Annotated in this window: 17 protein-coding genes; 4 read left to right on the top strand and 13 right to left on the bottom strand. The window is 66.0% G+C overall.

Annotation, left to right across the window (positions count from 1 at the left end):
- The first annotated feature begins 34 nt into the window (after nucleotides 1-34).
- A complete protein-coding gene (locus ABQ137_RS07370) occupies nucleotides 35-397 on the top strand; it encodes a PadR family transcriptional regulator (protein ID WP_016904272.1) in 363 nt (120 codons plus the stop codon).
- Nucleotides 394-1,305 (top strand): sensor domain-containing protein, encoded by a 912-nt coding sequence (locus ABQ137_RS07375; protein WP_167762839.1) that lies wholly within the window; start codon nucleotides 394-396, stop codon nucleotides 1,303-1,305. Before ABQ137_RS07370 ends, ABQ137_RS07375 begins: the two co-directional genes overlap by 4 nt.
- A gap of 824 nt (nucleotides 1,306-2,129) precedes the next feature.
- Here the strand turns inward: ABQ137_RS07375 and ABQ137_RS07380 are convergent.
- Together ABQ137_RS07380 and ABQ137_RS07385 are read right to left on the bottom strand one after the other, a co-directional pair.
- Nucleotides 2,130-3,437 (bottom strand): polyhydroxyalkanoate depolymerase, encoded by a 1,308-nt coding sequence (locus ABQ137_RS07380; RefSeq protein WP_039520278.1) that lies wholly within the window; start codon nucleotides 3,435-3,437, stop codon nucleotides 2,130-2,132.
- A gap of 487 nt (nucleotides 3,438-3,924) precedes the next feature.
- Nucleotides 3,925-4,527: a methyltransferase gene (locus tag ABQ137_RS07385; RefSeq protein WP_167704363.1), complete on the bottom strand. Its 603-nt coding sequence runs from the start codon at nucleotides 4,525-4,527 to the stop codon at nucleotides 3,925-3,927.
- Nucleotides 4,528-4,601: 74 nt separating this feature from the next.
- Here ABQ137_RS07385 and ABQ137_RS07390 point away from each other — a divergent pair, with 74 nt between their 5' ends.
- The gene (locus ABQ137_RS07390; protein WP_016902407.1) at nucleotides 4,602-5,048 is read left to right on the top strand and encodes a CopD family protein; all 447 of its coding nucleotides are present in this window, start codon (nucleotides 4,602-4,604) and stop codon (nucleotides 5,046-5,048) included.
- A gap of 287 nt (nucleotides 5,049-5,335) precedes the next feature.
- Here the strand turns inward: ABQ137_RS07390 and ABQ137_RS07395 are convergent, their stop codons facing one another.
- From ABQ137_RS07395 to lpxD, 8 genes are all read right to left on the bottom strand, one after another.
- The gene (locus tag ABQ137_RS07395; protein ID WP_046342159.1) at nucleotides 5,336-6,091 is read right to left on the bottom strand and encodes a tetratricopeptide repeat protein; all 756 of its coding nucleotides are present in this window, start codon (nucleotides 6,089-6,091) and stop codon (nucleotides 5,336-5,338) included.
- A gap of 85 nt (nucleotides 6,092-6,176) precedes the next feature.
- A complete protein-coding gene (locus ABQ137_RS07400; protein WP_016902405.1) occupies nucleotides 6,177-7,136 on the bottom strand; it encodes an acetyl-CoA carboxylase carboxyltransferase subunit alpha in 960 nt (319 codons plus the stop codon).
- 180 nt (nucleotides 7,137-7,316) lie between these two features.
- The gene (gene dnaE, locus ABQ137_RS07405; RefSeq protein ID WP_065031798.1) at nucleotides 7,317-10,904 is read right to left on the bottom strand and encodes a DNA polymerase III subunit alpha; all 3,588 of its coding nucleotides are present in this window, start codon (nucleotides 10,902-10,904) and stop codon (nucleotides 7,317-7,319) included.
- A 289-nt stretch (nucleotides 10,905-11,193) separates the two neighbouring features.
- Nucleotides 11,194-11,916, bottom strand: coding sequence for a ribonuclease HII (gene rnhB, locus ABQ137_RS07410; RefSeq protein WP_349781786.1), 723 nt, complete (start codon nucleotides 11,914-11,916; stop codon nucleotides 11,194-11,196).
- Nucleotides 11,913-13,184: a lipid-A-disaccharide synthase gene (lpxB, locus tag ABQ137_RS07415; protein ID WP_349781788.1), complete on the bottom strand. Its 1,272-nt coding sequence runs from the start codon at nucleotides 13,182-13,184 to the stop codon at nucleotides 11,913-11,915. The genes rnhB and lpxB overlap by 4 nt, the downstream gene beginning before the upstream one ends.
- Before the next feature lie 29 nt (nucleotides 13,185-13,213).
- Complete coding sequence (lpxA, locus tag ABQ137_RS07420) at nucleotides 13,214-14,005, bottom strand: acyl-ACP--UDP-N-acetylglucosamine O-acyltransferase (protein WP_054591616.1); 792 nt, start codon at nucleotides 14,003-14,005, stop codon at nucleotides 13,214-13,216.
- A gap of 21 nt (nucleotides 14,006-14,026) precedes the next feature.
- The gene (gene fabZ / locus ABQ137_RS07425) at nucleotides 14,027-14,488 is read right to left on the bottom strand and encodes a 3-hydroxyacyl-ACP dehydratase FabZ (RefSeq protein ID WP_016902400.1); all 462 of its coding nucleotides are present in this window, start codon (nucleotides 14,486-14,488) and stop codon (nucleotides 14,027-14,029) included.
- Nucleotides 14,485-15,498, bottom strand: a complete 1,014-nt coding sequence (gene lpxD, locus ABQ137_RS07430) for a UDP-3-O-(3-hydroxymyristoyl)glucosamine N-acyltransferase (protein WP_349781790.1) — start codon at nucleotides 15,496-15,498, stop codon at nucleotides 14,485-14,487. The genes fabZ and lpxD overlap by 4 nt, the downstream gene beginning before the upstream one ends.
- A gap of 128 nt (nucleotides 15,499-15,626) precedes the next feature.
- On the opposite strand from lpxD, the gene ABQ137_RS07435 reads away from it, so the two are divergent.
- A complete protein-coding gene (locus tag ABQ137_RS07435; RefSeq protein WP_046342163.1) occupies nucleotides 15,627-15,821 on the top strand; it encodes a hypothetical protein in 195 nt (64 codons plus the stop codon).
- A gap of 71 nt (nucleotides 15,822-15,892) precedes the next feature.
- Here the strand turns inward: ABQ137_RS07435 and bamA are convergent, their stop codons facing one another.
- The 3 genes from bamA to ABQ137_RS07450 form a co-directional block, all read right to left on the bottom strand.
- Nucleotides 15,893-18,259, bottom strand: coding sequence for an outer membrane protein assembly factor BamA (gene bamA, locus ABQ137_RS07440; RefSeq protein WP_024940379.1), 2,367 nt, complete (start codon nucleotides 18,257-18,259; stop codon nucleotides 15,893-15,895).
- An 83-nt stretch (nucleotides 18,260-18,342) separates the two neighbouring features.
- Complete coding sequence (rseP, locus tag ABQ137_RS07445; RefSeq protein WP_039528268.1) at nucleotides 18,343-19,689, bottom strand: RIP metalloprotease RseP; 1,347 nt, start codon at nucleotides 19,687-19,689, stop codon at nucleotides 18,343-18,345.
- A 26-nt stretch (nucleotides 19,690-19,715) separates the two neighbouring features.
- Nucleotides 19,716-20,906 (bottom strand): 1-deoxy-D-xylulose-5-phosphate reductoisomerase, encoded by a 1,191-nt coding sequence (locus ABQ137_RS07450; RefSeq protein WP_349781793.1) that lies wholly within the window; start codon nucleotides 20,904-20,906, stop codon nucleotides 19,716-19,718.

Raw genomic sequence — 20,906 nt, forward strand, 5'->3', positions numbered from 1 at the left:
AATAGCATTGCCTTCGACCTAGCGGAGATGGCCGATGAGCGAACCCGATGCCTACCTGCGGAAATTTCAGAAAGAGCTGAGTGCCGGCACGGTGTCGCTGGCCTTGCTGGCGGTGCTGGCGCAGGCCGAGGAGCCGCTGTACGGCTATCTGATCGCCAAGCGCATGGAGCGGCTGGACGGCGTGCTGAGCGGCAAGCAGAGTGCGTTGTATCCGGTGCTGCGCAATCTGGAGGGGGCAGGGTTGCTGCAAAGTCATGTCGAGCCGTCGGCGTCCGGCCCACCGCGGCGCTATTACCGCATCACCCAAACCGGGCGTGATTGCCTGCGCGACTGGACCGCCGCCTGGCGCGCCACCCGCGATTCCGTTGACTCAGTGCTGGAGGGGACCCACTCATGACGACCATTGCGCAGGCACGCCCGTTGCCGACCACCATTCCCGATTACCTGGCACAACTGCGCCAGGCCCTGGCCGGCGCGGACCCGGCGATGATCCAGGACGCGCTCTACGACGCCGAAGAGTATCTGCGCGCCGAACTGGCCGAGCAGGCCGGCAAGAGCGAAGCGGAAGTAATCGCCGGCGTGGCAGGCAGCTATGGGGCGCCCGATGAAGTGGCCGAGATCTATCGCGAAACCGAAGTGACGGTGACACGTGCACTGCGCGCGCCGTTGCCGCGCAGACGCAGCACATGGTTCGGCAGGTTCTTCGGCGTGGCTGCCGATCCACGCAGCTACGGCGCGCTGTTCTACATGTTGTTGTCGTTGGTCACCGGCGTGTTCTATTTCACCTGGGTGATCACCGGCGCGAGTCTGTCGGCCGGCTTGATGATCCTGATCATCGGCGTGCCGTTGCTGGTGCTGTTCTTCGGATCGGTGCGGGTGCTGTCGCTGGTGGAAGGCCGCGTGGTGGAGACGCTGCTGGGCGTGCGCATGCCGCGTCGTCCCGCCCATCCGGGGCCGCAAGGCGGCTGGCTGCAACGCATCGGCGCGATGTTCACCGATGCGCGTACCTGGAGCACGATGCTGTACTTCCTGCTGATGCTGCCGCTGGGCATCGTCTACTTCAGCGTGTTCACCACCTTGTTGTCGTTGGCGCTGGGCCTGGCCGCTTCACCGCTGGTGCTGCTGTTCGACAACACGGCGGTGCTGACCTGGGATGGTGTGGATGTCACCAGCGCTTGGCTGACGCTGCCGTTGTTCGTCGTGGGCGTGCTGCTGCTGTTCGTCACGCTGCATCTGGCACGCGCCTTCGGCAAGCTGCACGGCATGTTCGCCAAGCACCTGCTGGTCAAGAGCGGTGAAGGCTGAGTGCATCGTGTGATTGCGGGTTGTGTGGCACGTGGCTGCGATCGCCGCAGTGTCACGTGGTCTGTAGTGAAAGGTCTGAAAGACGCAACGACTTGAAGTCCCGTAGTCGTGTAGGTGGTTGGACAGTGCGGATGGAGCGGTTGCAGGGCGGCCGCTCTGTGGCTTGGCAGCAGGGCCCTTGCCCGCCCACCCTCGCAGGACACGCCGCAAGTACGTCCTTGTAGGCTCTTACGCGGCATCCATGCCGCGTAAGGTCCCGCGACGGTGAGCGGGCAAGGACCAGTCGAGATGGTCGGTGCGCAGGGTTTTAAACAAACAATCGACCAACTCTCTGGTGCGGTGTCCTCGCCGGTTGCGGGACCCTCAGCGGCATGGACGCCGCTGAGGAGCCTCCAGGGACGGATTCACGGCGTGTCCCGCGAGCGGCGAGGGCACCGCACGCTCGACGACCCGAGGTGTTTGACTGCACTTAACTGACGCTGCTGCGCGAAGGCCTGGTGTTAGCTGCGTAGCGTTTGATCTGCAGCTTGGCTGCAGGGCCCTTGCTCGCCCACCCTCGCAGGACACGCCGCAAGTACGTCCGTGTAGGCTCTTACGCGGCATCCATGCCGCATAAGGTCCCGCGACGGTGGGCGGGCAAGGACCATCGAAGATGGTCGGTGGGCATGGTTGCAAGCAGTTTCAATAAAGCGACCGGCAAACTGTCTTGTGCGGGCGCCACGCACGTTGCCACGCAGTGCGCTGTCTTTACGCGAACCAAAAATCTGCGCATAAAAAAACGCCCCTTGATCGGTCTCGATCAAGGGGCGTTTTTTGTCGGCCGATCAGGCGCGCTTGCCGCGCTTGCGGATCGGGGTGACGGTGGCGGGGTCGCGGCTGCCGACCGGGTCGGCATCGTAGCGAGCGATGAATTCGCGCACCTGCGGGTACACCACTTCGCGCCAGCGACGGCCGCTGAAGATGCCGTAGTGACCGGCACCTTCCACCACCAGATGACGACGATGCGCCGCGTCGATCCCGGTGCACAGATCGTGCACCGCTTCGGTCTGACCAAGGCCGGCGATATCGTCCAGTTCGCCCTCGATGCTGAGCAGTGCGGTATTACGGATCGCCGACGGCTTGACCAGCTGGCCATCCACTTTCCACTTGCCCTGCGGCAGCAGGAAGTCCTGGAACACCACGCGGATGGTGTCCAGGTAATACTCGGCCGGCATGTCGAGCACGGCGTTGTATTCGTCGTAGAACTGCCGGTGCGCCTGCGCGTCCTGCAGGTCGCCCTTGACCAGGTCGGTGTAGAAATCCCAATGCGACATCACGTGCCGGTTGGGGTTCATCGACAGGAAGCCGGCATGCTGCAGGAAGCCCGGATACACCTGCCGGCCGTGGCCCGGATACGGGAACGGCACAGTGTGGATCAGGTTGTTCTGGAACCACTCGATGCCATTTTCGGTGGCCAGGTTGTTGACCTGGGTCGGGCTGCGGCGCGCATCGATCGGCCCGCCCATCATCACCAGCGAGCGCGGCGTGGGCTCATCGTTGGTGGCCATCAACGACACCGCCGCAAGCACCGGCACGGTGGGCTGACACACGCTCACCACATGCAGGCGCTCGGCGCCGATGTGACGGATGAACTCCTGGATGTAGCTGATGTAGTCCTCGAGCCGGAAGGCGCCGGCTTCCAGCGGCACCATGCGCGCGTCGACCCAGTCGGTGACATAGACCTTGTGGTTGCGCAGCAGGGTGCGCACGGTGTCGCGCAGCAGGGTGGCGTGGTGGCCGGACAACGGCGCCACCACCAGCACGGCCGGCTGCTGCTTCATCGTGCCGATCAGCTCGACATGGTCGCTAAAACGCTTGAAGCGCAGCAGGCGGCAGAACGGCTTGCTCAGCACCTCGCGTTCGATGATCGGCAACGAATGGCCGTCGACCTCGACATCGTCGAGCGCCCAGGCCGGCTTTTCGTATTCCTTGCCCAGGCGATGGAACAGCTCATTGCTGGCCGCCATGCGTTCGGCGCCCGGGAGCGAGGCCCACAGACTGTCGGGGTCGGAGAACATCTTGGCGTTCGCCTGGGCCTGGTGCACCCAAGGGGCTAGCAGATTGCGGGTCAGCTCGTGCAGTTGATAAAGCATTCCACCCATCCGTGCGGCTCTTTGCTGCCGCGCAGCATACCCCCTTTGGCGCATTTGCACCTTAATGGGGCTGCGGACGGTAGAGGCTGTCATACGACTTATGGCAGGCGTCAGCGCGTTGATTGGCCGCGATTTTGTTTGCCGCGATTGGTGATCCTTCGGATGGCTGTGCGAGCCGAAAGCGCGCGTTCGTCCCAGAACCCTATGGCTGCTGGACGCGTCCTCTTTCCTGCAGGGCAGGGATGGGTGAGGTGCGCGGCAAAGCCCAGTGCACTCAACCCTCATCAGCGCTCGATCCCCACCAGGCTTCGCACGCACCCTCATCCGCCCCTGCGGGCACCTTCTCCCGGCGGGAGAAGGAAATGAAGCCGCTCAGCCTGCGAGGAGGGATGCGTGAACTAAAGCCCCTCTCCTGCAGGAGAGGGGGTGGGGTGAGGGGACGCGGCGAAGCCACTCGCCGTGCGTGCCTCACCGGCCAACGTCTTGCTCAGCCGCGCTCCAGCGCAGCCGCCTCATCGGCCAACTGCGGCGACAACCAGCAGTGCGAGCCGAGTGCAGCAAACCCCACGCTGGCGAAGCGGCGCCGATACCAGCGCGCCGGCCGCGCCTGAAAACCATCGTGGTCGCCTTCGAAGGCATCCTCTTCGGCGAAGGTTTCCAGAAATGCCACGCCCGCGCACATCTCGGCCAACCCCGGCAGGCCCTGGTTGAACTCGCGCGTGGGTACGTAATGCAGCACGTCCGAGCAGATCAGCAGATCCACCGGCGCGCACGGGCGCAGCCAGGCGAAATCGCCGAAGCGGGCAGGGTGGATCTGCCGGCTGCGTCCGTAACGCTGCACCGCGTAGGCGCTGCTGTCGAAGCCCAGATAGCTCAGCTTGGGGCGTAACGCCAGCAATGGCGCACGCCAGGCCGCCTCGCCGCAGCCGATATCCAGCACGCTGCGGATCGGGCGCTCCAGGTAGTACTCGGCCTGGCTCACCGCCAGTGCGACCTTGCGTCGCAGACGCGCAGGGTCGGCCAGCCCGGCATCCCGGTACCAGCGGCGGAAATAGTGGGCGTCGTACTGCTTGTCGTCGGGTTCGGACATGGACGTCAGGTGCTTTCGCGTCGGCGGATAGGTGAAAATGCGGGCCATCCTACGCCAGCCAGCGAAGCCAGCACATGACCCTGTACCTGTGGATCAAGACCTTCCATCTGTTGTTCGTCACTGCGTGGATGGCGGCGGTGTTCTACCTGCCACGCATCCTGGTCAATATCGCCGAAGCCGGTGCCGAGCCTGCGGTGCGCACGCGCCTGGTGCTGATGGGGCGCCGCCTCTACAAATTCGGCCACAGCATGCTGGGACTGGCGCTGCTGCTGGGCGCGGTGCTGTGGCAGGGCTATCGGGTGATTCCGGATTTCCCGACGATGGTGGCCGGTGGCTGGCTGCACGCAAAACTGTTTGCGGTGGCCTTGATCCTGGCGCATTACATCGTGGCCGGGCGCTGGTTGAAGGGCGTGGATCAGGGCCGCAGCCTGCCCAGCGGCCGCGCATTGCGGCTGTTCAATGAAGTGCCGGTGGTGTTGCTGGTCGGGGTGATCTGGCTGGTGCTGGCCAAGCCGTTCTGACACAACACCCGGGCGGTGCATGCGCTCGCCGGATGCGCCGGTCGTCGCTGGCGTGTTCGCGCAGCACGGCGGTGATGTGGCGCGGATGGTCGAGGGATTCCGCCAGGGCGCGATTGCGAAACGGCTGCATCGACGATTGCAGCAGGTGATCGATCCGGGCCTTCAGGCTTGCCGCCATCCCAGGCTTTCTGGGCATCGCGGCACTCTATCGTTGCGTACCAGTCTTCTGGGAACACGGTGCTCTCACCATCCGTGTTTCGCCGCTTGAGTATCGCGTCAGGCGGAGATCACGCCTGGGCACCGAGCTCGCTCAGTCCCTTGCGCGCCAGGTCGATCCAGGCGCGCTGCTCGCGCTGGTAATGCTTGGGGGAGGCGGCTGCGTGGCGCAGCACCTGCTCGAAGACGGCCCTGGCGTCTTGCGGGCGCGCGGCGCGCAACAACAGCTGCGCATAACGCACGCGTGCTTCTTCGCCCGGATAGCCTTGCGCAAGCGTCTCGTACTCGTGCAGCGCCTCGTCGATGCTGCCGCTGTCTTCGACTGCGCGTGCGTACAGCAGGTGCCCGTCGTGCGAACGGAAATTCGGATTGGCCGCGATCAACGCGTCCAACGTCTTGCGTGTGTCTGCGGCCTGGCCCAGCCCGTATTGGGCCTTGGCCAGGCCCAGCATCAGGTCCGGATCGTCCTGGTAGATGCCGCGCAGCGCGCCCTGATACAGCTCGGCGGCACGCGCGTAGTCACCCTGTTCCAGCAGCGTCTGCGCGAGGCGACGGCGATTCTCGGGGGTGTCGGCCACATCCAGCTGGCGCGATGCGTCGCGTTGTTCGCGTTGCGGATCGATGCGCTGACGCACCTTGCGCAGGCCACGGCGCGCCGTCGGGTCGTTGCGCAGGTCCGGGATCACCGCCACGCACACGTAGACCAGGACCGCCAGCAACGAAAACGCCAGCAGGATGAAGATCCAGTACAAGGGGCGGCCGCTGCGCACCACGTGTACGCAGCAGGCGGCCTGCAATACCAGCGACAGCAGAAGTAGCGGGCTCATATCTGAACAGGTCCTTCCATGGTGGGCAATCGTCTTGCTGGCTGGCAATGCTGCGTGCAGCACCATCGCCCCGGCAGACCTCCGATCAGTTGCCTTCGTAGGCGCCGTAGCTGCGCAGGCGCTCGTAACGACGCTGCAGCAGGCCCTCAACCGGCAGCTTTTCCAGCGCTTCCAGCTCGTTGAGCAGCACCGCCTTGAGGCGCTTGCCCATCTGCTCGGGATTGCGGTGCGCACCGCCGGTGGGTTCGCGGATCACCTTGTCGACCAGGCCCAGGCCTTTCAGGCGCTTGGCGGTCAAGCCGAGCTGCTCGGCCGCGTCCTTGGCCTTGGCCGCGTCCTTCCACAGGATCGAGGCGCAGCCTTCGGGCGAAATCACCGAATAGGTGCCGTATTCCAGCATCAAGGTGCGGTCGCCCACGCCGATCGCCAGCGCGCCGCCGGAGCCGCCTTCGCCGATCACGGTGCAGATCACCGGGATCTTCAGTTCGGCCATCTCCAGCAGGTTGCGCGCGATCGCTTCGGACTGGCCGCGCTCTTCGGCGCCGATGCCCGGATAGGCGCCCGGGGTGTCGATGAAGGTCAGCAACGGCAGGCGGAAGCGCTCGGCCAGCTTCATCAGGCGCAGCGCCTTGCGGTAGCCCTCCGGGCGCGGCATGCCGAAATTGCGGGCAACCTTGCTCTTGGTGTCGCGGCCCTTCTGGTGGCCGATGATCACCACCGCGCGGCCATCGATACGGCCCAGGCCACCGACGATCGCCTTGTCGTCGGCATAGGCGCGGTCGCCGGCCAGTTCCTGGAATTCGTCGCAGATGGTGTTGATGTAGTCCAGCGTGTACGGGCGCTGCGGGTGGCGCGCCAGCTGCGAGACCTGCCAGGCCGACAGGTCGCGGAAGATCTGTGCGGTACGCACGCGCAGCTTGTCGCGCAGCGCGCGCACCTCGGTGTCCACGTTGACTGCAGGACCGGTGCTGGCCTTGCGCAGTTCCTGGATCTTTGCTTCCAGATCGGCGATGGGTTGCTCGAAGTCGAGGTAGTTAGGATTCATGCAGTGGTGTCGTCGACGTAAGGCGGGGAGTGTAGCTGAAGCGCTGCCTTCGACCCGTACGGGGCCGTTCGGATGCACGGCAGGGATTCGGGAGTGGGGATTCGGGATTGGCAACAGCGGCGCTGCTGCGTCCGGGCTGCTGTTGCCAACCCCGAATCCCGAATGTCCAATCCCCGCCCCTCAAGCCCATGGAGGGCTGTACTTGATCTTCAAGGTCCGCACCGCGGGATCGGCGCGCAGGTTGTCCATCAGCTGCTGGTCGATCCGCACCGAGTGGCTGCCGTTGAGGTCGAGCATGCCGGCCACGCCGCCGGTCGGGGCGCGCAGCAGCAGGTCCAGGCGCAGGGGGGTCTTGCCGGGGCGGTGCTTGGCCAGCAGCGCGTCGATGCGCTTCCAGGCCTGTTTCTCGCGCAGGTCCAGGCGCAGCGACAGGCGCTGTGCGTGGTCGGCGCAGATCTGCTCGTAGTCCCAGCATTGGCGGATGCGCAGGCTGTAGCCGCCGTTGAATTCGTCCTCGCGCAGGCCGCCCTTGACGATCAGGATGCGGTCGCGAGTGAGCAGATGCCCGAACTCGGCCATCGCATCGGAGAAAGCGCTGCATTCGACCCGGCCACGGCCGTCTTCGAGCTGCACGAATACCTGGCTGTCGCCCTTGCGCCGCACGCCGATCACCTGGCCGGCCAGGATCGCGCTGACTTCCGGGCGCCAGGCGCGTTTCTCGCCATCGCCACCGCCGCCACCGCCGCGTTGTTGCGAGGCGAGGATCTTCTCCAGCGCGCCCAGGTCGCAGCCGACCAGCTCGCGCACTTCGTCGCGGTGCGGGTCGAACGGGTGACCGCTGAGATAGAAGCCCAGCGTTTCGCGCTCGCCGGTGAGCAACTGGCCCAGCGGCCATTCCTTGCTTTCGGGCAGGTCCAGACGCAGCGCCGGCGCGCTCGGGTCCGGCCCGCCGAACAGCGAGTTCTGGCCCGAGGCGCGTTCGCGCGCCAGCTGCTCGGTGGCCTTGACCACTTCCGGCAGCTGCAGCATCAGCGAGGCGCGGTTCTTGCCCAGCCCGTCCATCGCGCCGGCGTTGATCATCGCTTCCAGCGTGCGCCGGTTGAGCTTGGCGGTGCCCACGCGCGTGCAGAAATCCAGCAAGGTGGTGTAGGGGCCGCCGCGCTGGCGTTCTTCGACGATCGCCTCGCAGGCGCCCTGGCCGACGCCCTTGATCGCGCCCAGGCCGTACTGGATGGTGTCCGGGCTGGCGGCCTCGAACATGTAGGCCGACTCGTTGACGCGCGGCGGCTTGACGGTCAGGCCAAGATTGCGCACCTCGTCGAGAAAGCCCACCACCTTGTCGGTGTTGTCCATGTCCGAGGACAGCGTCGCGGCCATGAATTCGGCCGGGTAATGCCGTTTCAGCCAGGCGGTCTGGTAGCTGACCAGCGCGTAGGCGGCGGCGTGCGACTTGTTGAAGCCGTAGCCGGCGAACTTCTCCATCAGGTCGAAGATTTCGTCGGCCTTGGCCGCGCTCACTCCGCCCTTGGCCGCGCCTTCGCGGAAGATCTCGCGGTGCTTGGCCATTTCGGCCGGCACCTTCTTGCCCATCGCGCGGCGCAGCAGGTCGGCGCCGCCCAGCGAATAATCGCCGACGATCTGCGCCATCTGCATCACCTGCTCCTGGTACACCATGATGCCGTAGGTGTCCTTGAGGATGACTTCGGTGCGCGGATCCGGGTAGACGATCTCCTGCTGGCCGTGCTTACGCGCGTTGAAGTCCGGGATCAGGTCCATCGGGCCGGGGCGGTACAGCGACACCAGCGCGATCAGGTCTTCGAAACGGTCCGGGCGCGCGTCCTTGAGCAGGCGGCGCATGCCCGAGGATTCGAACTGGAACACCGCGCCGGTATTGCCCGAGGCGAATACGCCCTTGTAGGTGGGGGCATCGTCGAGCGGAATGGCGCTGATGTCGACCGGGTCGATGCCGGCGCGTGCGTGGCGCACGTTGATCGCCTTGACCGCCCAATCGATGATGGTCAGCGTGCGCAGGCCGAGGAAGTCGAACTTGACCAGGCCGACCGCTTCGACGTCGTCCTTGTCGAACTGGGTGACCTGGTTCTTGCCGCGTCCGTCTTGGTCGTGTTCGGCGAACAGCGGGCAGAACTCGGAGAGCGGCTCGGGCGCGATCACCACGCCGCCGGCGTGCTTGCCGGCGTTGCGGGTGAGGTCCTCGAGCTGACGGGCCAGATCCATCAGGTCGCGCACGTCGTCCTCGACCTGATAGCGCTGGATCAGGTCCGGCGAGGCCATCTCCGAGTCCTTGCCTTCGCCCATCGCATCCTTGAGCGTGATGCCCAGGATGTTGGGGATCAGCTTGGCGACGCTGTCGACCAGACCGTAGCTGAAGCCGAGCACGCGCCCGGCGTCGCGCACCACCGCCTTGGCCGCCATGGTGCCGTAGGTGATGATCTGGCTGACCCGGTCGCGGCCGTACTTGCGCGCCACGTAGTCGATCACCTCGTCGCGGCGATCCATGCAGAAGTCGATGTCGAAGTCGGGCATCGACACGCGTTCCGGGTTGAGGAAGCGCTCGAACAGCAGGTTGTACGGCAGCGGATCCAGATCGGTGATCTGCAGCGCCCAGGCCACCAGCGAGCCGGCACCGGAACCGCGGCCCGGGCCGATCGGAATGCCCTGGTTCTTGCCCCACTGGATGAAGTCGGCCACGATCAGGAAGTAGCCGGGAAAGCCCATCTTGATGATGGTGTCCAGCTCGAATTCCAGCCGGTCGACATAGTCCTGGCGGGTCTTGCCGGGCGCGATCGGGTTCTTTTCCAGGCGTGCGGCCAGGCCCGCGCGCGACTGGCTGCGGATCCAGCTGTCCAGCGTCTCGTCTTCCGGCACCGGGTAGGCGGGCAGGAAGTAGGTACCCAGGCGCATCTCGATGTTGCAGCGCTGTGCCAGCGCCAGCGTGTTGTCGATCGCGTCGGGCACGTCGGCGAACAGCGCGGCCATTTCGTCGCCGGACTTCAGGTACTGCTGGTCGCTGTACTCGCGCGGACGTTTGGGATCGTCGAGCACGCGGCCGGAGGAAATGCACACCCGCGCCTCGTGGGCATTGAAGTCGCTGGCGTACAGGAAGCGCACATCGTTGCTGGCCACCACCGGCAGGCCGCGCACACCGGCCGCATGCAGCGCGAACTGGTTGAAGCGTTCCTCGCCCTCGCGCCCGGTGCGGGTCAGTTCCAGGTGCAGGCCATCGCCGAACACGCGCTGCCAGTCGGCCAGTTGCTGCTCGGCCAGGTCGGCGCGGCCCTCGCCGAACAGGCGCCCGGCCAGGCTGTCGCGCCCGGCCAGGGCGAACAGGTTGGCGTGGCCGCTCTGCAGCCACTCCGGGTGGATCGCCACGCCGCCTTCGGGGCGGTGGCCTTCCATCCAGGCGCGGGTCAGCAGGCGCGACAGGCTCAGGTAGCCTTCGCGGTCCCGGCATAGCAGGGTCATGCGCCAGGGCGTCATGTCCGGGGTGGCGATCATCACGTCGGCGCCGGCGATCGGCTTGATGCCCACGCCTTCGGCGGCCTTGTAGAACTTGACCAGCGCGAACAGGTTGTTGAGGTCGGTGACCGCCAGCGCGGGCATGTCGAGTTCGACCGCGCGGCTCAGCAGGTTGGCCTGCTTGGCCTTTTTCGGGTCAGCCTGATCCGGTTTCTCGGGCACACGGATGGTGGAATCCGCCAGCGAGAACTCGGTGTGGACGTGCAGATGGACGAAGCGGGAAGTGGACATGCGAGACCGGAATAATGCGTGGTCAGGGTAGCGAGCGTGGTCGGGTCGAACAAGGCTTGACAGCGCCGGCGCAGGGCCGCGGCCAGCTGCCACGGGGGCTGGGCGGTGCGGCCGATTCAGGCTTTGGCTAGCTGCGCGCAGCGCGACGGTGGCGATTGCGCGGATCGGCAGGCGTGCGGGGCTGCGTATGCGGGACGCGACGCTCCAGGCCATGGCCGCAGCGGCGGCATGCGCGCCAAGCGATGGGAGGACGCCATTACCGTTCCAGGTTCACCTGGAGGGCGGTCGGTCAGTCGGCCAGCAGCAGGTCATCGGCCGGGGCCGCGCAGGGCACGTCCCACGGCGACTGCGTCGCCTCGATGCCCAACGCACGCCGCACCGGGGCGAAGCTGCGGCGGTGCTGCGGGCAGGGTCCGTGGCTGCGCAGCGCGGCCAGATGCACCGGCGTGGCGTAGCCCTTGTGCTGGTCGAAGCGGTATTCCGGATGCTGGGCGTGCAGGGCGTGCATCAGGCGGTCGCGGGTGACCTTGGCCACGATCGAGGCGGCCATGATGGCGCGATCGAGCGCATCGCCGCCGATCAAGGCCTCGGCCGGGCAGGGCAGGCCCTTGGGCACCCGGTTGCCGTCGATGCGCGCAAACCCGGCCACATGCGACACGCCCTCCACCGCACGCCGCATGCCCAGCATGGTCGCCTGGTAGATGTTGATGCGGTCGATCTCCTCGCTGTCGATCAGCACCACCGACCACGCCAGCGCCCGCTCGACGATGCGCGCATACAACTGCTCGCGCCGCTGCGCGCTCAGCTGCTTGGAATCGTCCAGCCCGTTGATGCGCGGCTTGCTCGGGTCGAACACCACCGCCGCCACCGCCACCGGCCCGGCAAGCGGGCCGCGGCCCGCTTCGTCGACACCGGCAATCAAACGCCGGGATTCGGCATTCGGGATTTGGGATTGGCCGAACAAGGGCGACTGGCGCGCCTCGGCTTGAGCGCCCGCAGCGATGATCTTCATGCCTTTGCTCCTGCCGAATCCGCAATCCCCACTCCCGAATCCCGGCCCTCCAGCAGCCCAGCCACCGCATCGGCTGCGCGTGCCGATGCGTCGCGGCGCAGTTCGGCGTGCAGGGCGAGATAGCGCGGTTGCAGGGCGGCGACCTTTTCCGGGTGCTTGAACCAGTCCAGCAGGGCCACGCACAGCCGTTCCGGGGTGCAGTCGTCCTGCATCAGCTCGGGGGCGAGATCGTCGTTGGCCAGGATGTTCGGCAGCGCGTAGCGGTTGACTTTGAGCAGGCCCAGCGTCTTGACGATGCGGTAGGTGAGCGGGGCGACCTTGTAGCCGACCACCATCGGGCGCTTGACCAGCATCGCCTCCAGCGTGGCGGTGCCCGACGCCAGCAGCACCACGTCGGCGGCCAGCATCGCGGTGCGCGCCTGGCCATCGAGCAGGTGCGAACGCAGCACCGGCAGCGACGACCGCGACAATTGTTCGGCCAGCAGCTGCTTGCAGCCGGGGTTGGCCGCGGGAACCAGCACGTGCAGGTTGGGCAGGTGCTCGGACACCAGCCAGGCGGCCTGGAAGAAGGTATCGCCGAGCTTGCTGATTTCGCCATGCCGGCTGCCGGGCAACACCGCCAGCACGGTGCTGGACGCGGACAGGCCCAGCTTGGCGCGCGCGGCTGCGCGATCGGCCTGGTAGGCGATGTCGTCGGCCATCGGGTGGCCGACAAAGCGCGCATCGATGCCGTGCCTGGCATAGATCGGCGGTTCCATCGGAAACAGGCACAGCACCAAGTCGGCGCTGGCGCCGATCTTTTCCGCACGCTTCTCGCGCCAGGCCCAGACCGACGGGCTGACGTAATGCACGGTACGCACGCCGCGCTGCTTGAGCCAGCGCTCGACCGACAGATTGAAATCGGGTGCGTCGATGCCGATGAACACGTCCGGCTTCCACGCCAGCACCCGCTCGCGGAAGGCCCGGCGCAGCTTCAACAGCCGCGGCAGATGCTGCAGCACTTCGGTCAGCCCCATCACCGCCAGTTCGCTGGCATCGAACCAGGTCTGGCAGCCGGCACCACGCATCGCATCGCCACCGATGCCGACGAATTCAGCGCCCGGATAGCGGCGCCGCAGATGTTCGATCAGGCCCGCACCCAGGATGTCGCCGGAGGCTTCGCCGGCGATCAGCGCGATGCGTGGAGAGCGGAGATTGGGGATTGGGGATTGGGGATTGGCCAGCGCGTCGTGCACGACTTCGCCCGGTGTGGTGTGGACGCTTTGCATCCCCAATCCCGAATCCCGAATCCCGGCCTTCATCGCAACAACGGCCTTTCCGCCGCCTCGATGAACTCGAGTAGCCCGCGCACGTCTTCGCTGCTCTTGGCCTGTTCGGCCAGTTGCAGTTTGGCTTCGGCCAGCGGCAGGCCGGCGACGTACAGCGTGCGGTAGGCGCGCTTGATCGCAGTGATGCGCTCGGCATCGAAGCCGCGCCGCTTGAGCCCTTCGCTGTTGATGCCGCGCGGGCGGCCCAGCGATTCGCTGCCGACCATGGTGAACGGCGGCACGTCGCCGTTGGTCAGCGCGCCCATGCCCAGGAAGGCGTGCGCGCCGATCCGGCAGAACTGATGCGCGCCGGCAAAGCCGCTGATGATCACGTAGTCGCCCACGGTGACATGGCCGGCCAGCGTGGTGTTGTTGGAGAACACGCAGTGGTTGCCGACATGGCAGTCGTGCGCCACGTGGGTGTAGGCCAGCATCCAGTTGTCGTTGCCAACAACGGTGATGCCACCGCCGCCACCAGTGCCGCGATTGATGGTGACGAATTCGCGGATCACGTTGCCGTCGCCGATCACCAGCTCGGTGCGCTCGCCGGCGTACTTCTTGTCCTGCGGTTCGCCGCCGATCGCGGCGTGGCCGATGAAGCGGTTGTTGCGGCCGATCCGGGTCGGGCCGTGGATCGAGCAATGCGGCCCCACCTCGGTGCCCGCATCGATCTGCACATCGGCGCCGATCAGTGAAAACGCGCCCACGCGCACATCGCTGGCCAGTTGCGCCGACGGATCGATGACGGCGGTGGGATGAATCAAGGGTGCTTGATCACGCATCGTGTCTCACCTCCAAAACGGTTATTCCTTGGCGCCGGCGCACATGACTTCGGCACTGGCCACGACTTCGCCGTTGACCTTGGCCTCGCCGTAATAGCATCCCATGTTGCGGATCAGGCGCTTCATCTGCACTTCCAGCATCAGCACGTCGCCCGGCACCACCTGCTTGTTGAAGCGGGCGTTGTCGACCTTGACCATGTAGAACAGCTTGGACAGCGCGTCGCGCCCCAGGCCGAGCTGGGTCATCACGCCGCCGGCCTGCGCCAGTGCCTCGATGATCAGCACGCCGGGCATCACCGGGCGGGTGGGGAAATGGCCCTGAAAAAATGGCTCGTTGATGCTGACGTTCTTCTGCCCGACGATGCGCTTGGCATCCAGGTCGAGCTCGATGACCCGGTCGATCAGCAGGAACGGATAGCGGTGCGGGATCAGCGTCTGGATCTGGTTGACGTCGATCGGCAGCTCGTAAGTGGGGTGACTCATTCTTTCTCCTTGCCCACAGCCAGGATGCGCCTTGCCAGCACATCGAGTTGTTTGAAGCGCGCGGCATTCTTGCGCCACGTGCGATTGTCGGTGAGAGGGGTGCCGGACGAATACTCGCCCGGCTCATGGATGGAATTGCGCACTACCGACTTGCCGGTGATCACCACCTTGTCGCAGATCTCCAGATGCCCGACCACGCCGACATGCCCGCCGAGCAGGCAGTAACGACCGATCTTGGCGCTGCCGGCGATCCCGGTACAGCCGGCGATGGCGCTATGCGCGCCGATGTGGCAGTTGTGCGCGATCTGCACCAGGTTATCCACGCGCACGTCTTCTTCCAGCACGGTGTCTTCCAGTGCACCGCGGTCGATGCAGGTGTTGGCGCCGATCTCGCAGTCGTCGCCGATCACCACGCCGCCCAGTTGCGGGACCTTGATCCAGTGCCCGGCATCCATCGCCAGGCCGAAGCCGTCGGCACCGATTACCGCACCGGGATGGATACGCACGCGCTTGCCCAGGCGCACCCGGGTGACCAGGGTGACGCGGGCGAGCAGCTCGCTGCCGTCCTCGACCACGCAGTCTTCGCCGATGATGCTGCCGGTGCCGATCACGCAGCCATCGCCCACGCGGCTGCGCGCACCGATGCTGACGAACGGGCCGACGTGGGCGTTCGGCGAAACCTGTGCGCTGGGATCGATCACCGCGGAAGGGTGGATCCCCGGTTCGCGCACCGGCGCCACATCGAACAAGGCCGCGATCTTGGCAAAGGCGGTATAGGGATCCTTGGCGACCAGCGCGGTGCCGCGTGCATCCGCCGCATCGTCGGCGCGCAGGACCACCACGGCCGCCTGGCTCTGGCCCAGTTGCGGCCGGTAGCGCGGATTGGACAAAAAGCTCAGTTGCCTGGCGCCGGCATGCGCCAGGGTGGCGACGCCACTGACTTCGACGGCGCCATCGCCAACGACGGTCAACCCAAATTGTTCGGCAATTGCACTGGCGGTCAAGCGCATCGGGGTGAACCTCTTGTAAATGTGGGAGCGCCGCTTTAACGGGGAAAAAACACCATTAAACAGTTCCCAACAAAGCCTGCGTATCTAGGGTCCTGTCGCAATCAAGCGGCGAATCCAGGAGCAAGCATATGAAAACCGTTCTTTCCATCCTTGGTGGTCTGGTCATGATGGGCGCGGTCGCGAGTGCATCGGCCCAATCCTTCGATATCGAGCAGGGCAAGGCGATCGGTGAGCAGCAGCTGCAGTGTCTCAGCCTGCCTGCCGGCGACATCGCCAGCTGCCTGTCCAACACCGTGTCCACCTGGTTCGACAGCTGGTTCTGACCGGCCGACACCCCACCTGCGATACACGGGCGGCCCGCACGCGCGGGCCGCCTTTTTGTTGCCGTTGGCTGTTAGAACTGGCCGCCGAAGGTGAACTGCAGACGTTCGATCTCGTCGTTGTCTTCCTTCTTCAGCGGGAACGCGTAGCTGATCGAGATGGGGCCGACCGGTGCGCGCCACAACAGCGCCACGCCGGTGGACGCACGCAGCTCGTTGGCCTTGAAGTTGTCCACGCCGTCGTAAACGTTACCGAAGTCGAAGAACGCCGATACGCGTGCCGACGGGCTGTCGAACAGCTTGGGGAAATACATTTCCACCGAACCGACGGTCTTGAACGAACCACCCAGCGGCTGGCCGCGCGAATAGTTCACCGTCCGTTCCGAACGCGGACCCAGCGTGTTGTCTTCGAAGCCGCGTACCGAATTGGTACCGCCGGCGTAGAAGTTCTCGTAGAACGGCAGGCCGGTGGCGGTGATGGTGCGCGACACGCCATTGGCGTCGGTCACCACGCGCGTGCTGTCATTGCCGTAGCTGTCGCCATAGCCCAGCTCGAAGCGGGTGTTCAACACGATCGCCGGGATGATCGGCCAATAGTTGGAGATCTGGTAGTTGAGCTTGTAGTACTCGACCGTGGAGCCGGGCAGGGTGGTCTCCAGGCCGACGCGCTGGTACATGCCGCGGGTCGGCATGAAGAAGTCGTTGCGGGTGTCGCGTGCCCAACCCAGCTCGGTGCGCCAGGCATGGAAGGTGCGCGTGCCGACCGCATCGATGTAGTCGATGATCGCCTGCGGGGTCTGGCCCTGGAACGTGTTGATCTGGTTGCTGTCGATGCCGACCATCGCCGAGACGGTGTCGTTCTCGGTGATCGGCACGCCGAACACCACCTGCGCCGAGCCATTCTTGCTGTTGTACTGCGCGGTGTTGAAGTCCGAGTAGTCCAGCGAGCGCCACGACAGGTTGTAGCCCAGCGACACGCCGTCGTCGGTAAAGAACGGGTTGGTATAGGAGAACGCGTAGCGCTGCTGGTAGCTGCTGCGCGAGGCTTCCACCGCCACCCGGTTGCCGCCGCCCAGGAAGTTGTTCTGCGACAACTGCACCGAGGTGGTCACACCGAAGCTCTGCGAGTAGCCCAGGCCGAACACGAAGCTGCCGGAGGTGGTTTCCTTGACGTTGTAGACCACGTCGACCTGGTCGTTGCTGCCCGGCACCGCCGGCGTTTCCACGTCCACGCTCTCGAAGTAGCCCAGGCGCTGCAGACGGATCTTGGAACGGTCGATCGCCGCCTGCGAGTACCAGGTATTTTCGAACTGGCGCATTTCGCGGCGCAACACCTCATCGGAGGTGCGGCTATTGCCCTTGTACAGGATGCGGCGCACGGTCACGCGCGGTCCCGGCACCACCTGCAGGTTCACCGCAACGGTGCGGTCCTCGCGGTTCGGAGTCGGGATCGGGTTGACCTTGGCGAACGCGTAACCGACGTTGCTCAGCGTGTTGGTGATCGCATCGGAGGTGTACTCCAGCAGCGCACGCGAGAAGATGTCGCCGGCCTTGGGGATGACCAGACGCTCGATGTCCGCCTGCGGCAGCACGGTGTCGCCGGTGACCTTGATCTCGGAAATCTTGTACTGCTCGCCCTCGGTGACGCCGGCGCTGACGAACATGTCGCGCTTGTCGGGGCTGATCGACACCTGGGTGGAGTCGATGCTGAAGTCCACGTAGCCGCGGTCCAGGTACCAGGAGTTGAGCTTCTCCAGGTCGCCGGACATCTTTTCCTTGGAGTACTGGTCGTCGCGGCGGTACCACGAGGCCCAGTTGTGCTCCTTGGATTCCCAGTTTTCCAGGATGTCCTCGTTGGCGAACTTCTCGGTGCCGATCAGGTTGACATGGCGGATCTTGGCCGCCTTGCCTTCCTTGATCGCGATCGCCACATCCACGCGGTTACGGTCCAGCGGGCTCACCGTCGGGGTGATCTCGACGTTGTACTTGCCGCGGTTGTTGTACTGGCGGGTCAGTTCCTGGGTCACGCGGTCCAGGCTCAGGCGATCGAAGGTGCCGCCTTCGGTCAGGCCGATGTCGCCCAGGCCCTTGAGCAGCTCCTCGGACTTGATGTCCTTGTTGCCGGTCACGGTGAGCTTGTTGATCGCCGGACGCTCCTTCACGGTGATCACCAGGATGTTGCCCTGGCGATCCAGCTGCACGTCCTCGAAGAAGCCGGTGCGGTACAGCGCACGGATCGAGTCGGCGACCTTGGCATCGTCCACGGTGTCGCCGCGGTTCACCGGCAGATAGGTGAACACGGTGCCGGAGGCGATGCGCTGCAGGCCGTCGACGCGGATGTCGCTGGCAACGAACGGCTCTGCGGCCAGGGCAACGACTGGCAGGCTGAGGCCGGCGGCAAGAGCGAGGGCAAGCAGGCGGCGAGTGGGAAGACGCGTCATGTCACATCCGGTTGGAGTCGATTTCGGGTGTTGCTGGATGCCGACGTATGACGACGACAACAGGCGGAAAGAGTGGAGCAGCTTCATCGTGGAACCAGGCCGAGGATGTCGTTGTAGAACGCCAGTCCCATCAGCCCGGCCAGGACCGCCAGGCCGACATATTGCCCGGCAATCATGGCCCGTTCGCTGATCGGGCTGCCCTTGACCAACTCGATAAGGTAATACAGCAGATGCCCACCGTCCAAGATCGGGATCGGCATCAGGTTGATGATCGCCAGGCTGAGCGACAGCAATCCGAGGAAATACAGGAACCAGTCGAGCCCGCGTTCGGCCGAGGCGTTGGCCGCACGCGCGATCGTGACCGGTCCGGAGATGTTCTTGACCGAGGCCTGGCCGGTCAGCATGCGCTTCATCATGCCCAGCGAATCGGCGGTCATCCGGCCGGTTTCACGGATCGCCGCCGGCACCGCGGCGAACACGCCGTACTGCTGGCGGCTGTCGTAGGCCGGCGCCTGCGCTGCCGCAAATCCCACGCCCAGCAGCCACTGGCCCTGCGGCGACCGGCGCGGGGCGATTTCCAGCGCCAGCCGGTCTTCGCCGCGCGCGACCTCGATCATGCCGGTGCCGCCCTGCGCGCCCAGTGCCTGCAGCTGGGCGGGAATCTCGTCGGCCGAGCGGATCGGCTGGCCGTCGATGGCCACGATGCGGTCGCCCGGCTGCAGCAGCCCCTGCGCCGCAGAGCCGGCGACCACCTGGCCCACCACCGGCGGCTGTAGCATGAACTGCCAGCCGATGCCGGCCAGCGAGGCCACGCGGCGCTCGTCAAAGCCGGCCGGCAGCTGCGACAGCCGCAGCGTGTGCTCGCGGTTGCCGGCGCCGTCGGTGGCGGTCAGCACGCGGATATCGCGCTTGTCCATGGCTGCGGTGGTGAGCTGCATGCTGGCATCGCTCCAGCTGCTGACATCGCGCCCATCGATGCGCACGATGCGCTCGCCCGGGGTCAGGCCGGCTTCGGCGGCCAGGCCATCGGCACGGCCGACGGTGGCCGAGTAATCCTGTTTGCCGACCACGAACATCGCCCACAGCATCGCCATGCACAGCAGCAGGTTGGCGATCGGGCCGGCGGCCACGATGGCGATGCGCTGCCACACCGTCTTGCGGTTGAAGGCCTGGTCCTGCTCGGCCGGATGCACGTCGCCTTCGCGCTCGTCGAGCATCCTGACATAGCCGCCCAGCGGGATGGCCGCCACTACGAACTCGGTGCCGTGACGGTCGCGCCGCATCCACAGGGGTTTGCCGAATCCCACCGAAAAGCGCAGCACCTTGACGCCGCAGCGGCGCGCGACCCAGAAGTGGCCGAATTCGTGGAAGGTCACCAACACGCCCAGGCTGACGATCATCCACCAGACCGAACCGATGAAATCACCCATGGATGCAACTCGTCTGCGTAAATCGATCAGGCATGAAGGCGGTGATGGGCGAGGGCGCGTTCGGTGATCTGCCGCGCTTGCGCATCGGCAGAAAGCAGGGTGTCGAGGGAGTCGGCATTGTGCCGTGGGAGCGTTGCCAGTGTGTGTTCGACCAACGCGGGAATCGCTAGGAAACCCACCTGGCCCTGAAGAAACGCTGAAACAGCCACTTCATTGGCCGCGTTCAGGATCGCAGGGGCGGTTCCACCGGCCTCCAGCGCCTCCCAGGCCAGGCGCAGGCACGGAAATGCGGCGGTGTCCGGCGCCTCGAAATCCAGCCGCCCTTGGGTCAGCAGGTCCAGCCCTGCAACCCCGGACTCGACCCGCTCCGGCCACGCCAGGCCGACCGCCAGCGTGGTGCGCATGTCCGGCAGGCCGAGCTGGGCAAGGGTGGAGCCGTCGACGAATTCCACCAGCGAGTGCACCAGGCTCTGCGGGTGCACCAGTACATCGATCTGCGCACCGGGCAGGCCGAACAGGTGATGCGCTTCCATCACTTCCAGGCCCTTGTTCATCAGCGTCGCCGAATCCACCGAGATCTTCGGCCCCATCGACCATTTGGGATGGGCGACCGCCTGCGCGGGCGTGACGGCGCCCAGCGCGGCGCGGTCCCAGCCGCGGAACGGCCCGCCGGACGCGGTCAGGATCACCCGGCGCACGCCGCGACTGGCGTCGCAGGACCGCAGGCACTGGAAGATCGCGCTGTGTTCGCTGTCGATCGGGATGATCTCGGCGCCGGCCGCCGCCGCGGTACGGGTCAGCAGCTCGCCGGCCAGTACCAGCGATTCCTTGTTGGCCAGCAGCAGGCGCTTGCCGGCGCGGGCCGCGGCCAGCGTGGAGGGCAGGCCGGCCGCTCCCACGATCGCCGCGACCACGGTGTCGCACGCATCGCTGGCGGCCAGCGCGTCCAGGGCGTCGGAGCCGGCGTGCGCCTGGGTGGCCAATCCGGCCGCGCGCAGACCGTCGCGCAGTGCCGGATACAGGAATGGGTCGGCGATCACCGCGTGCGCAGGGCGATGGGTGACGCAGAGCGCCAGCAGCTCGTCGACCTTGCTGCCGGCCGACAGCACGCTGGCGCGCAGCCGCTGCGGATGACGGGCGATCACATCCAGTGCCGACGCACCGATCGAGCCGGTGGCGCCGAACACGGCGACCTGACGGAGAGGGGAGCCAGCCAT

Source organism: Xanthomonas sp. WHRI 8393, from assembly GCF_040203315.1.
Taxonomy (GTDB): Bacteria; Pseudomonadota; Gammaproteobacteria; order Xanthomonadales; family Xanthomonadaceae; genus Xanthomonas; species Xanthomonas arboricola.